General features: G+C 42.7%; 13 protein-coding genes. 4 read left to right on the forward strand and 9 right to left on the reverse strand.

Annotated features, from left to right (window positions below):
- The first annotated feature begins 5 nt into the window (after positions 1 to 5).
- Both KKF19_03870 and KKF19_03875 read left to right on the forward strand, forming a co-directional pair.
- On the forward strand, positions 6 to 1523 hold the full coding sequence (locus tag KKF19_03870) for a glycosyltransferase family 39 protein (GenBank protein ID MBU2580058.1): 1518 nt from the start codon (positions 6 to 8) through the stop codon (positions 1521 to 1523).
- Between the two features lie 23 nt (positions 1524 to 1546).
- Positions 1547 to 3289, forward strand: a complete 1743-nt coding sequence (locus KKF19_03875; protein ID MBU2580059.1) for a glycosyltransferase family 39 protein — start codon at positions 1547 to 1549, stop codon at positions 3287 to 3289.
- On the opposite strand, the gene KKF19_03880 is transcribed toward KKF19_03875, so the two are convergent.
- From KKF19_03880 to KKF19_03920, 9 genes are all read right to left on the reverse strand, one after another.
- Positions 3280 to 4149, reverse strand: coding sequence for a hypothetical protein (locus KKF19_03880; GenBank protein ID MBU2580060.1), 870 nt, complete (start codon positions 4147 to 4149; stop codon positions 3280 to 3282). The two genes, KKF19_03875 and KKF19_03880, sit on opposite strands and share 10 nt — an antisense overlap.
- 130 nt (positions 4150 to 4279) lie before the next feature.
- Positions 4280 to 5512 (reverse strand): serine--tRNA ligase, encoded by a 1233-nt coding sequence (gene serS, locus KKF19_03885; protein ID MBU2580061.1) that lies wholly within the window; start codon positions 5510 to 5512, stop codon positions 4280 to 4282.
- Positions 5513 to 5553: 41 nt separating this feature from the next.
- Positions 5554 to 6840, reverse strand: coding sequence for a lysine--tRNA ligase (locus KKF19_03890; protein ID MBU2580062.1), 1287 nt, complete (start codon positions 6838 to 6840; stop codon positions 5554 to 5556).
- 43 nt (positions 6841 to 6883) lie between these two features.
- Positions 6884 to 7357: a transcription elongation factor GreA gene (gene greA / locus KKF19_03895; protein ID MBU2580063.1), complete on the reverse strand. Its 474-nt coding sequence runs from the start codon at positions 7355 to 7357 to the stop codon at positions 6884 to 6886.
- Positions 7344 to 9230 carry a penicillin-binding protein 2 gene (mrdA, locus tag KKF19_03900; protein ID MBU2580064.1) on the reverse strand — a complete coding sequence of 629 codons (1887 nt, stop codon included), beginning with the start codon at positions 9228 to 9230 and terminating at the stop codon, positions 7344 to 7346. The genes greA and mrdA overlap by 14 nt, the downstream gene beginning before the upstream one ends.
- Entirely contained in the window at positions 9193 to 9672 is a 480-nt protein-coding gene (locus KKF19_03905; GenBank protein MBU2580065.1) for a hypothetical protein, read from the reverse strand. The genes mrdA and KKF19_03905 overlap by 38 nt, the downstream gene beginning before the upstream one ends.
- Before the next feature lie 46 nt (positions 9673 to 9718).
- The gene (gene mreC, locus KKF19_03910; GenBank protein MBU2580066.1) at positions 9719 to 10483 is read right to left on the reverse strand and encodes a rod shape-determining protein MreC; all 765 of its coding nucleotides are present in this window, start codon (positions 10481 to 10483) and stop codon (positions 9719 to 9721) included.
- A 121-nt stretch (positions 10484 to 10604) separates the two neighbouring features.
- Positions 10605 to 10838: a hypothetical protein gene (locus KKF19_03915; GenBank protein MBU2580067.1), complete on the reverse strand. Its 234-nt coding sequence runs from the start codon at positions 10836 to 10838 to the stop codon at positions 10605 to 10607.
- Between the two features lie 155 nt (positions 10839 to 10993).
- Entirely contained in the window at positions 10994 to 11683 is a 690-nt protein-coding gene (locus KKF19_03920; protein ID MBU2580068.1) for a WecB/TagA/CpsF family glycosyltransferase, read from the reverse strand.
- 209 nt (positions 11684 to 11892) lie between these two features.
- Between KKF19_03920 and KKF19_03925 the strand changes: the two genes are divergently transcribed.
- On the forward strand, positions 11893 to 12315 hold the full coding sequence (locus tag KKF19_03925; GenBank protein ID MBU2580069.1) for a hypothetical protein: 423 nt from the start codon (positions 11893 to 11895) through the stop codon (positions 12313 to 12315).
- Positions 12297 to 13607, forward strand: a complete 1311-nt coding sequence (fmt, locus tag KKF19_03930) for a methionyl-tRNA formyltransferase (GenBank protein ID MBU2580070.1) — start codon at positions 12297 to 12299, stop codon at positions 13605 to 13607. Before KKF19_03925 ends, fmt begins: the two co-directional genes overlap by 19 nt.
- Positions 13608 to 13665: the final 58 nt, after the last annotated feature.

Genomic DNA, 13665 nt, shown 5'->3' on the forward strand with positions numbered 1-13665 from the left:
TGTTTATGAAAAAAAATAAAACAATTATCCTTCTCCTTCTCATCCTATCTATCGCGACATTTTTACGCGTTTGGCAACTTGATAGCGCGCCGCCTGGACTTTATCCTGATGAAGCCATGAACGCCAACGATGCCCTAACATCATTAAATAATAATCAATTTAAACTTTTCTACCCAGAAAACAACGGCCGCGAAGGTCTTTATTTTTGGCTCATCGCCCTTGCTTTTAAAATATTTGGCGTTTCAATCTGGTCCCTGCGTTTTACTAGCGCCATCATCGGAACTTTAACTGTCTTAGGAATTTACTTACTAACCAAAGAACTATTTTCAAAAAAAATCGCTCTTCTCTCTTCATTTTTTCTCGCCATCTCTTTTTGGCACATCAATTTCAGCCGCATCGGCTTCCGCGCCATTCTCGTCCCATTCTTAATGTGCTTCTCTTTTTATTTCCTCCTCCGCGCGTTTCGCAAAAACAATATTCTTAACTATATTTGGGCTGGAGTATTTTTTGGTCTCGGTTTTTACAGCTATATCGCCTTTAGGGTGGCTGTCATTTTCTTAGGTATTATTATTTTAACGCAAATTATTAAAGATATGAGATGGTCTAATCTTTGGAAAATAGGTTTATTTCTAGTTGTTATTTTTATTGTCGCTTTGCCTATTGGTATCTATTTTCTCAACAACCCTCTGGATTTCACAGGAAGAACTGGCGGGGTCTCTATTTTTTCAACGGAACAACCGCTATTAGAATTCGGAAAAAGCGCCGTTAAAATATTCTTTATGTTTAATGTCTTCGGCGATTGGAACTGGCGGCATAATTACGCTGGCTCGCCAATGCTTGTTTGGCCCATAGGCATCCTTTTTATATTAGGAATGATTTCAACGATTAAAAAACTTTTCTCGTCTGAAAAATACCAGTCCATTTTTTTATTGAGCTGGTTCGCGGTTATGCTCCTGCCAGCTATTCTCACCTATGAAGGAATGCCTCATGCCCTTCGCGCTATTGGAATTATCCCAGTGGTATATATAATATCCGCTTTGGGCGGCTTTTGGTTATTTGAAAAACTGTCATTAGCAAAAATGAAAAGCGCTAAATATCTTGCCGCTTTTTTGCTTATTTTTATTATCTTATACCCAGGCTTCAGAAACTTTAACAAGTATTTTTTTGACTGGGCAAAAAAACCAGAAACCGCCATGTCTTTTTCTAATGATTATGTAAAAATTGGCGAATACCTCAACTCTCTTCCTGACCAAGTAAAAAAATATGTCATCGTCAATGAAAAAGGAACTCCTTATTATGGGCTCTCAATCGCCGCCCAAACGCCAATTTTCATTGAAAGCGCAAAATTCGGAAAGCCGCGCGCTACTTATCTGCCATGGCAAGAAATCGGACAAATTGAAATTTCTCCCTACAAAACTGTCATTTTAACTCTTTATAACCACCAGGCCTTTGAGGAACTTCAAAAAATGTTCCCTCAAGGAAAAATAAGACAAGACGAACCCTATCGGTTTGAAATAGAATAAAATAGAAAAATAAACAAAAAGATATGTCTAACCGTTTTACCTACGCCATCGCGTTCCTTCTTCTAATAATCTCTTTTACCCTCTGCTTTTTTACTCTCTTTGACGATTGCTGGACCTTTGACGAAACCGCGCACATCGCGTCCGGTTATTCTTATTTAACTCAACACGACTTTCGCCTCAATCCAGAACACCCGCCGCTCATTAAGGACTTAGCGGCCGCGCCTCTCTTGTTTCTTAATCTCAACTTTCCCAAAGAACATTCTGCGTGGCTCCAAGAAGGAGACCCTGTCTGGTGGCTTCAATTTGATTTCGCCAGCCAATTTTTATACCAAGCCGGCAACGACCCAGACCAAATCCTCCTTTTCGCGAGAATACCAATGATTTTATTATTTCTTTTCCTGGCTTGGTTTGTCTTTTTTTGGACAAAAAAACTTTTTGGCAACAAGACCGCCCTGCTATCCCTTTTCTTCATCGCGTTATCTCCCACTTTTTTAGCCCATGGAAGATTAGTCACAACTGACATCGGAGCCGCTTTAGGAACAGTAATCGCAACTTGCGTCTGGTTAAAATTTTTAAAAAAGCCATCTTGGAAAAATGTTCTTTTAGCCGCTTTTATTTTAGGCATTTCTTTGCTTCTTAAATTTTCCCTGATTTTACTAATTCCATTCTTGGGCATTATTACTCTTTTTTACGCCTGGGTTTACAAAAAACCCTTCCTAAAATATATCGCCCTCTCCACGCTTATCGGTTTAATCGCTTTAATTTTTGTTATCTGGCCCATTTACCAAGCGCATACATTTAATTACCCTGTCCAGCAACAACTCAAAGACACTGTCTTTCGGCTTGAGAGCGCGTCTGCTCCTGAATTTATTGCAGAACCGCTTCTTTGGATGAGCGATAAACCAATCTTGAGGTCTCTTAGCCATTACTTTACTGGAATAGTAATGACTGTTAGCCGCGCTGGCGGAGGCAATACCACATTCTTTATGGGACAAATGTCCGCCGAAGCGTGGAAAAGTTATTTCCCTATTGTTTATCTAATCAAAGAACCGCTACCATTTCACATTCTCACCCTCCTTGCCCTAATCTGGTCCCTTTATTCAATTTTTAGAAAAAAGAAAATAGCAGTCAGAAAATTGCTTTCCAAGTATTTTACGGAATTCGCTATGTTCATTTTTCTAATTATTTACTGGACTGTCAGCATCAAAGGCAATCTCAATATTGGAGTAAGACATCTTTTGCCGGTCTTCCCTTTTACTATTATTTTAGTCAGTCGCGCTACTATTTCGTGGTTAAAAGAACCCGCCTTAAAAATTAAATATATTTTTGTCGGACTTCTTCTTCTTTGGCAAGCCGTTTCAGTTATCCAAATCTATCCCAGTTTCCTCGCCTACTTCAACGAATTAGTCGGAGGTCCAGCCAACGGATATGAATTTGTGACGGATTCCAACATTGATTGGGGTCAGGACCTAAGGCGTTTAACCGCTTTTGTTGAAGAAAACAAAATAGATAAAATTTATCTTAATTATTTCGGCGGCGGCTCCCCAACCTATTATCTCGGCGCTCGATACCAAAAATGGGACGCCAAACAAAAACCAGACCAATTGCCGCCAAACAGCTGGCTCGCCATCTCCATCAACGAACTGCAAGGAGGAAGAGCAACCCCTGTCAAAGGATTTGACCAAAAAACCGACTATTACAACTGGCTCAACCGATACGAACCAACAGCCATCATCGGCCACTCCATTTTTGTTTATCACTTATAATACACCCTTCCCTCTATCCTTAAATCCACATACTCTAAAGCGGCCAATCCCTCTTCCGTTTCGTTTTTTAAAATAACCTTGAGCGCGTCGATTTGCGAAATAGCCGGAACAGACGGATTAAAATAAATCTGCCAGCCCTGAATAGTCGTTGCTTTCAATTCTTCATCCGAAACAAATTCAAAATCGCGCGCGTCGGGAAAGACCTTTTTGGCGGTTAAAATAAAATCAATCACCCTTGGCGGAATAACTTCGTCTCTGATTTTCGCCGAATTATTTTCGCCATAAATATTAAGAACTAAATTGCCTCCGATAAGAGGCGACTCCCGAAAAATCACGCCCTCCCGATCAATCTTAAAACAATCCCCAATCTCCCCAGGGGACAGTCCCCCGTCCGCGGGGGCTGACCCCGTTGTAGCTAAATTGTCCTCATCACTAAGGGACAGTCCCTCGTCGCGAGGGACTGTCCCTGTCTTAGTTATCACACACCAAATCCCGACACTCTCCCTCTCCCCTATTTTAATCTCCAAAACAGAAGGCATTTTTTTCAAAACATTGACCAGCCGAATTTCAGGAAACCTTTCCAGAATCCTTTTTTCAATTTCCTCCGTCGGCGCCAAAAAAACGCTTTTTAGCGGAATAAAATAAAAAATCTTTTCTTCTAAAACCCTTTTCGCGATTTCTTCTATCTCTGCGGATGAATAATACATCGGCTCCTTGCCATCCGCCGCCTCAACTTTAATTTCACCCACCCAAAAAAAAGGCGACCAGACCAAAAAATAAGCCAAGCCGCCTATCAAACAAAAAAACAGTCCCAAAAAAACAAACTTTTTAAGGGACTTTTTTTTCTTTCTTTTAATCATTAATTTACAAGGTCAGACCTTTTATTTCTTTCAGAACCTCTGACTTTTTTAGTTTCTTTTTCGCAGCAAGCACTTTAGATTTTTTTGATACGCGTGGGGCGCCCTTTAGGGCTAAAGCGTTCAAAAAAATCTAAATGCGAGCGGTCCCTCCCATAAACTTCCGCAAAACCTCCGGAACAACAATCCCCCCATCCTTCTTCTGATAATTCTCAATAATAGCGATCAAAATCCGCCCCATCGCGAAAGCCGTCCCATTTAAAGTGTGAACAAATTCCGTTCCCTCTTTCCCGCGATAGCGGATATTCAAACGCCGCGCTTGCCAATCAGTACAGTTGCTCGCCGAATGCGTTTCTCTGTATTCGCCTTGCCCGGGCATCCACGCTTCAATGTCCCACTTTTTCGCCGCCGGGTCGCCCAAATCGCCCGAACAAATATCAATCACTCGATAAGGAATTTCCAACATTTTCATCAACTTTTCCTCCAACGAAAAAATTAAATTATGCTCGTCCTTTGATTTATCGGGATGACAAAAACTAAACATTTCCACTTTATCAAACTGATGAACTCTCAAAATCCCCTTTGTGTCTTTCCCGTACGCCCCCGCTTCGCGCCGAAAACAAGTTGAAAATCCGACATATCTTTTGGGCAAATCCTTTTCTTCAAAAATCTCGCCGCTATGCATCGCTCCGATTGGCTGCTCGGAAGTGCCAGTCAAATACAAATCGTCTTTTTCTAAGTGATAAACCTCATCCGCTCCTCTGTCCAAATAACCCATTCCTCGCATAGGCGCGTCTTTCAGTAGGACGGGCGGAATAACAGGAATAAATCCTTCTTTGCCTAAAACCTCAAGCGCCAATTGGATCAGCGCGAATTCCATCAAAACCGCTTCGCCTTTCAAATAGCCAAACCTCGTCCCGCTAACTTTTGCTGCCCGCGCGACATCAACAATGTCCAATTTTTCGGCAATTTCCAAATAATCCTTCGGCTTAAAATCAAATTTTCTCTTTTCCCCTTCTTCTCTTAAAACTTTGTTATCTTTATCGCTCGCCCCCTCAATCACATCGTCAAAAGGCAGATTAGGAACCTGCCTCATTAATTTATCAAACTCCTTCTTAACCGCATCCAACCTCGGCTCCAACTCTTTAATCTCTTTCTTTATCTCCTTCGCTTTTTCACGCAAGTGTTCAACGTTCAGGGTTGAACATTTATTCCTCTCTGCTTTCAACGCCTCAATCTTCCCCATCAACTCCCGTCGCTCCCCATCCAATTCCAAAAGCCGCTCCAAATCAACCTCCGCCTTCTTCCGACGGCACCCCTCTTTCACTTTATCTAAATTGTCCCGAATAAATTTAATATCCAACATATTTTTTCATAATCCCGTTCGGCTTTGGTAAAGCCGAATTATTATTCCTTTGGGCGCATTAGGGGGAATAGAATTGCTTCTCTTAAGCTTTTCGCATCTGTCAATAAGAGCACCAGTCGGTCTATGCCCAGACCAAAACCAGCGGCGGGGGGCATTCCATATTCAAGCGCTTCAATAAAATCTTTATCGTATCTTTGCGCTTCCTCATCTCCTTTTTCGCGTTTTTTCTCTTGTTCCTCAAACGCTTTTTTCTGCTCAATCGGATTATTCTGCTCGGTAAACGCTTTTATTAATTCTACTCCACAGGCAATACCCTGAAGCGCCTGTCCGTCTTTGCAAAGCGGCATATTCGGCACATTCAAAACAAAAGTTGGCTTTTCAAGTTTAGCGTAAGCCGCCTTATCGTCGCCATTTTTAACAATTTCTCCGTATTCCACTCTGTCCCATTTTTTTGGAAAAACCTTCGGATCAAGATGATACATTAAATCCTCCGTAAATTTCATCAAGTCCTCCCAATCCCAATAAGCCGCGTACCATTCCAACATTGTAAAATCAGGATTATGCTCCCTGTCCATGCCCTCATTTCTAAAACATCTGCCAATTTCAAAGACCCTCTCAAACCCGCCCACCAAAAGCCGCTTCAAATACAATTCTGGCGCGATTCTTAAATACAAATCTATGTCCAACGCGTTAAGATGTGTCGTAAAAGGTTTCGCGTTAGCGCCCCCGTATAGCGACTGCAAAATGGGGGTCTCCACCTCCATAAAATTATTCTTTTCCAAAAACTCTCTTATTTTTTTAATAATTTCATTCCGTTTGACAAAGACCTCGCGAACATCCTTATTCATGATCAAATCCAAATATCTTTTGCGAAATCTTTCTTCAACATCCTTAATCCCGTGCCACTTTTCGGGCAAAGGCGACAAACTTTTGCTCAAAATTTTGTAATCGTTCAGCAAAAGCGTTTTTTCTTCCTTCTTTGTTAAAAAGAGCGTCCCGCGCGCGCCGATAAAATCTCCCACATCAAAATGAGCAATAAAAAAATTATATTTCTCCTCGCCAATTCCGTCCTTTTTTAAATAAATCTGAATCTGCCCCGAGCCGTCTTCAATATTAGCGAATGTAGAACCGCCATGTTGGCGAATTGAACGCAAGCGACCGACCAAAGAGACCTCCTCGCCCCCAGCGGAAAGTTCATCAAAACCATCAAACGCCTCCTGGCAAGTATGCGTCCGCTCCGTTTCGCTCGGATACGGATTTATTTTGGCTTTGCGAATACTCTCTAATTTCTCCAGCCGATTTTGTTTTATTTCATTCATAAGCGCAATTTATGGGGGCAGCCCCCGCAACGGGGGCTGCCCCCATCTTATCTTACTCTATCCCCACAATCTTATACCCCACCTTCCCCTTCGGCGTTTCTACTTCTATTGTATCACCAATTTGACGACCTAAAAAGGCCTGACCTAAAGGCGATTCGTTTGAAATTTTGCCCTGAACCGGGTCGGCTTCTCGCGAACCAACAATCGCAAAAATCCTTTCTTCAGCCGTAGAATTGGTCATAAGCGCCTTAACAACCGAGCCCACTTGGACTTTCTTCCCCTCTGATGGCTGCCCTTTGGACGGCTCAATTAAAACCGCGTTTTTGAGCGCCTCTTCCAATTCAGCGATCTTACCCTCGTTAAACGATTGAGCGTTTTTAGCGGCATCGTATTCGCTATTCTCGGACAAGTCGCCCATTGACCTCGCCTCCTCCAACCGTTCAGCAATTTCTCGCCGTCCGTCCGTTTTGCGCTCCTCTAACTCCTTCTTCAATTGTACCAACCCCTCTTTGCTAATATGTTCCATACCTATTAAAATACCATTCCAAGACCTCTTTGGCAACTGGGACAGCCGCCTTGTGCCCCTCTCCTCCGCCCTCAATCACAATTGCTATGACGATTTGCGGATTATCATAAGGCGCGTAGCCGACAAACCAACTATGCGTTTTCCCTTCTGTCCCAAATTGAGCCGTTCCGGTTTTGCCCGCCACCTCAACGGGCAAACTCCCTAAAGCGGCGGCCGAGCCGGTAATTACCGCCTGGCGCATTCCTTTTTGAACCGTCGCGATATTCTCCGATTGGATAAAATTGTCTTTAACAATAACAGCATCAACAGATTTATCAACCAATCGCGGCTGATAAAAAATACCCCCGTTGGCAATAGCGGAAATAGCCGCCGCCATTTGCAAAGGCGTTACTAAAAGATCCCCCTGTCCAATTGACAAATGATATGTATCGCCTAAATACCACTTCTCGCCGCCTTGTCCAATTTTCCACTCTTCGTCTGGAATTAAACCCGCTTCTTCATAAGGCAAGTCAATTCCCGTCTTCTGTCCCAATCCAAAATTTTGAAGATATTCTTTGATTCGGTCAACGCCCAGTCCTGCTGTTTGCTCGTACCCGCCGCCAACAATATAGAAAAAAACATTACAGGACTCCGCGATCGCCTTAACAATATCCGTCAATCCATGAACCGTCCAATCGGGATAGCGATAAACAATTTCTGGGTTATAAATATTGGCGATGCTCAAAAGGCCAGTACAATTGATTTGGCGAGAAGAAGAAATCACTTTTTCTTCCAGCGCGGCGGCCGCGATTAATGGCTTAAGCGTTGAGCCGGGAGGATACTGCCCCGCGACCGCCCGATTTAAAAATGGCTGGTCATATTTTCCAAAGAGCGCGTCCAACTCCAATTGGGAAATTCCTTGAACAAGAAGATTACTGTCAAAACCAGGCAAACTGACCATCGCCAAAACCCCGCCGTTGTTCGGGTCAATCGCAACCGCCGCCGCCGCATTGTCCGCCATCCCCTCCAAAGAAGAATAAAGTTTCTTTTGCAATTCACCATCAATAAAAAGAACCAACCCCTCCCCCGGTTCAGGCAATTTAGAAGCCAATAAATTTCTTATCCGCCCCAGCGCGTCAACCTCCATTTGCTCCTGCCCCGGCTCGCCTCTCAAAATTTCCTCATATTGCCGTTCCAGCCCGTCCTTTCCAATTTGGTCGTTGAGCAAATAATTATCTCTATCTTTTAATTCTGACGGGCTAATCTGCCCTGTATAGCCGAGAATATGAGCGAAATATGCCCCAAAAGGATACTGCCGCTGGGCGTTTTTCTCCAATCGCATCCCCGGCCAATTATCAACCCAATTTTCCAAAACCAAAGCCGCCTCTCTTTCAATATTTTTAAGCAGAACTATTTGGCTCGTCTTTCCCGATGCCTCTTCTATTTTTTCTCTTAACGCGTCTTTACTCTCAACTGAAACGACTTTAATAATTTTTTCCAAAATCTTTTCCTGAACCAAAATAGAATTTTCCAAAAAATCAACTAAATTAACAACTAAATCAAAACTTGGGATATTATAAACCAACGGCTGATGAAAACGGTCGTAAATTATTCCGCGCGGAGCGCTCACCGAATAAATTCTCAATTTATTTCCCCGCGACAACTCCGAATAATATTCCCCTTTAATCACCTGAAGATAGCCCGCCCTAAAAAAAAGCCCCAATAAAACGACAGCCATGAGCGCGTATAAAAAAACAAAATTACGATTTTTAATCGGTTGCTCTAGTTTTCCTTTTCTTTCCAAAGAACGAACCGCTTCAGCGTCCAAAAAAATCTCCTCCGCTTCAACGCTCTCTTTAGACCTGTATTTTACGAAATATTTTTTTAATCCCATTAAAAATAAGAAGCGCGATAAGTAGATTATACAAAGCGCTCCAAAATAAATATCCAACGCTAAAAATTGGTTCTAATTTAAATAAAACTAATAGAAGATTCAAAAACAAATTAAAAACAGAAACGCCCAAAACGACCAGCCCTATTTTTACGGCAAATTTAAATTTCAAGGAAATCATATTATTAAGCCAATCAACACCGTAAGCCGCTCCAATCAAACTCAAGTTCGCTAACCCAAAAGGCAAAACCGAAAATAAGTCCAAAAAAACGCCCGCCAATAAGACATCTAACCAGACCCCCTTAAAACCGTCTAAAATAACAAAAATCAAAGCCAAAATCAAAACCAAATTCGGCGCGACTTCCCCCACAGACAAAAAAGGAACAACCGTCGTCTGCAAAACAGCCGCCAACAACAAAGTAAAGATAATAAATAAATGCCTCATCTAATGCTCCATGGGGGCTGCCCCCGCAACGGGGGCAGCCCCCATCTTACTTAATTACAAACACCCTCTCCAACTTCATAAAATCAACCACTGGTTTAATTTTCGCCGTTTGCGAAATTCGCGCGTCGGAAGAAATTACTTTTTGAATCTGACCAATCAGCAAGCCCGGCGGAAAGAACCCTGCTAAACCCGATGAAATCACCGTTTCGCCGCTGTTAATCTCCTCTCCTTGGGGCAACAAATCAATCACTAAATCCAACCCCTGCGCGCTTTTAACCAGACCTGTAATCCCGGATTCTTGTATTAAAGCATTGACTTTACTATTGGGATCCGAAAGTAAACGAACTTTTGCGAATGAGCCAAGCGCTTCAATAACCTGCCCAACCAAAAGATTGCCAGCCGAAATAACAACCATCCCTTCTTCAACGCCATCTTCTTTGCCTTTATTAATTAAAAATTGCCTATTAGAGCCCAAAATATCATACCCAATCACTTCCGCCAAAATCAATTCTCTCTCTTCATTCGCGGACAATCCTATTTGTTCCCGAAGAAAATTATTTTCCTGCTCCACCCTTTTTAGAAAAGCAACCTCGCCCAAAAGTTGAGCGTTCTCTTCTCTAAGATTGTTATTCTCCTCGCCGGTAATTCCGTTAATTTTTTGGGCAATTTGATATATTATTTTTTGAAACGAACCGGTCAATTGAAAAAAAACATTTTTAGGCGACTCCAACCACCCCTGCCCATTCATAAAAATAGCGACGGCGATGATTAGCAAAGACAAAATAAAAGGATGGCGAAAAAATTTCTTCATTACGCCCCATATTACCACAACCCCAGTCACAACAAAAGGGGGCTGCCCCCGCAACGGGAGCAGCCCCCATCTTAATCCCAAGGGGACTGTCCTTCGCCGCGAGGGACAGTCCCCGTCTTAATTACATTGACATCGGTCTTTCTTCATCTTCACTTTCCGCTGGCGTTTCCGCTGGCGCTTCCGGAGCGTCCTCAACCATTGGAGCAACTACATCAGCCGAATCATCGGATACTTCCGGCGCGGCATCAACCGCTTCAGGCGCTGAAGCTCCTTCATCCTCTTTATCTTTTTTCGCGCCCATCCAAATTGCCAAACCGCCCGCCGCGACTAAAAGAATTATAATCCATGTCCACATATTTTTACTTCGCTTAAAATTTGTCTTCCTAAACACTGATGTTAAAAAAACAAACCCCAAACAAAATTACCTTTCTTTATTTAATTTATATTCACAATCCACTTTTATTATAACAAAAACAAATCAAAATAACAAAAAAATTTCGTTGTGGATAACTATCTTCCCCTAATCACCATCCACGGAAACATCACAACAGCGTTAAAAATCCGCTTTACCCGCCGCGGCTGAACGCCGAAACGCCAAGCCCATTCCAATCCAGTCGCTCGCAAAAATTTAGGCGCGCGCCTTATATCCCCTGAAATAAAATCAAACGCGCCTCCCACTCCCACCGCCAATTTAACCGAAGGCAGTTTTCTTAAATTCTCCGCGATCCATTTTTCCTGTTTCGGCATCCCTAAAGCAACGAAAAGAATTGACGGTTTTTCTATTTGATATTCGCTAATTTTTTCTATATCTATTTCTCTAATCTCTAAGCCGTCATATTTTTCCCTCAAATTGTCCGCCGCTTTTCGCGCCACTCCCGCGCCGCCGCCTACTAAAAAAATTTGACATTCCTCTCGCGCGAATTTCTGGCAAATTTTTTCCATCAAATCAACGCCTGCGAATCGCTTCTTTAACGGCTCGCCTAAAAACCAAGAAGCAAAGACCAAACCAACCCCATCAGGAACCGCTAAATCAGCCCCGTTAAGAATTCCCCTAAATTCCTCATCTTTCCGCGCCCAAACCAAAAATTCTGGATTAAGCGTGACGATATAATGTTTCTTTTCGCTTCGCAAAAATCCGTCTATCCTTTCAAAAATTTCCTCTTCTCCTAAATTATCCACTCTAACCCCTAAAATCTCCATAATTTTATTATAGCATAAAAGCATCATCCGGGGACAGTCCCCGCCGCGAGGACTGTCCCCTTCTTAACAAAGGGACATTCCAAGGGGGGCAGTCCCCCGTCTCGGGGGCTGCCCCCGTCTTAATCTCAAGGGGACTGTCCCTCGCGGCGAGGGACAGTCCCCGTCTTTCTATTGCTCTCTGCCTCAAAAAGGATATAATAATAATAAAAATGATTAAAAAAGAAACGGCCATCCAGCAAATCGTCAATCACTATTTCGCAACTAAGGGCTTAAACACCGACGAGCTTAAAAAAGACGCCAAAAAAGGAAAAATTATTTATTCCAGGCATACCCGCCCCGCGAAACAACTCTTAGAACTCGCTGGTTCCGTCACAAAAGCCAAAAAAGCCATCAATAAGGTCTCAAAGTGGGCGCGCTCAAGAAACCTTGATTACGCCATTGAGACCGTTTTTAAAAAATGGCTTGAATTAGATCGCCTCAAACCAAAAGAGATCGTCAAAAAACCTTTTTTTAGAGATGAACCGATGATTTGGTCAAAGACAAAAAAGAAATGGTTTGTTATTACCAAAGACGGCGAATGGAAAGAATTCGCCGCTAAAGAATCCGAGATTGAATGGAAATTAGAAAAATGATTCTCAACATCCAAACAGGCGCCGACAATCCCGTTTTGCGCCGAAAAGCCAAAGAAGTTAAAAAAATCAACTCTCAAATCAGAGAGCTTATTTTAAATATGAAGGAAACGCTTGAAAGCGACGGCAATTCCATCGGTTTAGCCGCTCCACAAGTGGGCAAATCACTGCGCATCATCGCAATCAGCCCCGAACTAAATGAAAAATCTATCATTTTGATCAATCCAAAAATCGTTAAAACATCGTTTAGAAAAATAGTTTTAGAAGAGGGCTGTTTAAGTTTACCTAATATTTCCATCCCCATTAAAAGACATTCCAAAATAACGGTCCAAGCACTCAACGAAAAAGGCGAGCCAATCAAGATAAAAACCGAAGGCCTCGCCGCCCGAATTATCCAACACGAAATCGACCATTTAGAGGGTATTTTAATTATTGACTCCCTCTTGGGGACAGTCCCTCGCCACGAGGGACTGTCCCCGGATTATCTTAAAACAATTTTTATCGGGACTTCTGAATTTGCCGTTCCTGTTTTGGAGGCGCTTGTTCGCTGTTCATTGTTCGCCGTTCAATGCGTTATTACCGCTCCCGATAAACCCGCTCCCTCGCCGATTAAAATAGCCACTTTGCAAAACGGGTTGCCTATCTTACAACCCGAAAAAATATCAAAAGCCGCGGTGAAAATATCCAATTTAAAGCCCGACTTAATCATCACCGCCTCTTATGGACAAATCATTCCAAAAAATATTTTAGACATTCCAAAATACGGCTCCATTAACATCCACCCTTCGCTTTTGCCAAAATATCGCGGACCGTCCCCCATCCAAACGGCCATTTTGAACGGCGACAAAAATACTGGCATTTCCGTGATGCTTATGGACGAAAAAATGGACCACGGGCCGATTATCGCCCAAAAAAAAGTCGCTATAAAAAAGCGCGAAAACTATCAGGACTTGGAAAAAAGATTATCTCTCCTCTCGGCAAATTTTTTGTTAAAGATTCTGCCACGATATATCCAAGGAAAAATTAATCCGAAAAAACAAAACAATTCTAAAGCCAGTTATACTAAAATACTTTCCCGCCAAGACGGACAAATTAAACCAAAACAAACCGCCCAAGAAATTGAAAGAATGCTCTGCGCTTTTACGCCTTGGCCCGGCGTCTGGACTATTATTAAAAAACGCCGAGTAAAAATCCTCAAAGCGAAGGTCGTCCAAGGGCGACTTCTCTTAGAAATTGTCCAGCCCGAAGGCAAAAAACCAATGACCGCGGAGGAATTTTTTCGTGGATTAAGGTAACCCGCGGATGGGGGCTGCCCCCGCAGCGGGGGCAGCCCCCAAATTTACTTCTTGACCT

The organism is Patescibacteria group bacterium (assembly GCA_018830295.1).
GTDB lineage: Bacteria > Patescibacteriota > Minisyncoccia > Portnoybacterales > UBA2143 > JAHJSM01.

Bases quoted from the DNA above. Each gene is read 5' to 3' on its own strand.
- mrdA (MBU2580064.1), bottom strand. From the start codon at position 9,230: ATGGGATTAAAAAAATATTTCGTAAAATACAGGTCTAAAGAGAGCGTT.
- KKF19_03915 (MBU2580067.1), bottom strand. From the start codon at position 10,838: ATGTGGACATGGATTATAATTCTTTTAGTCGCGGCGGGCGGTTTGGCA.
- KKF19_03920 (MBU2580068.1), bottom strand. From the start codon at position 11,683: ATGGAGATTTTAGGGGTTAGAGTGGATAATTTAGGAGAAGAGGAAATT.
- fmt (MBU2580070.1), top strand. From the start codon at position 12,297: ATGGAAATTAGAAAAATGATTCTCAACATCCAAACAGGCGCCGACAAT.
- KKF19_03905 (MBU2580065.1), bottom strand. From the start codon at position 9,672: ATGAGGCATTTATTTATTATCTTTACTTTGTTGTTGGCGGCTGTTTTG.
- KKF19_03875 (MBU2580059.1), top strand. From the start codon at position 1,547: ATGTCTAACCGTTTTACCTACGCCATCGCGTTCCTTCTTCTAATAATC.
- KKF19_03880 (MBU2580060.1), bottom strand. From the start codon at position 4,149: ATGATTAAAAGAAAGAAAAAAAAGTCCCTTAAAAAGTTTGTTTTTTTG.
- greA (MBU2580063.1), bottom strand. From the start codon at position 7,357: ATGGAACATATTAGCAAAGAGGGGTTGGTACAATTGAAGAAGGAGTTA.
- KKF19_03870 (MBU2580058.1), top strand. From the start codon at position 6: ATGAAAAAAAATAAAACAATTATCCTTCTCCTTCTCATCCTATCTATC.
- KKF19_03925 (MBU2580069.1), top strand. From the start codon at position 11,893: ATGATTAAAAAAGAAACGGCCATCCAGCAAATCGTCAATCACTATTTC.
- mreC (MBU2580066.1), bottom strand. From the start codon at position 10,483: ATGAAGAAATTTTTTCGCCATCCTTTTATTTTGTCTTTGCTAATCATC.
- serS (MBU2580061.1), bottom strand. From the start codon at position 5,512: ATGTTGGATATTAAATTTATTCGGGACAATTTAGATAAAGTGAAAGAG.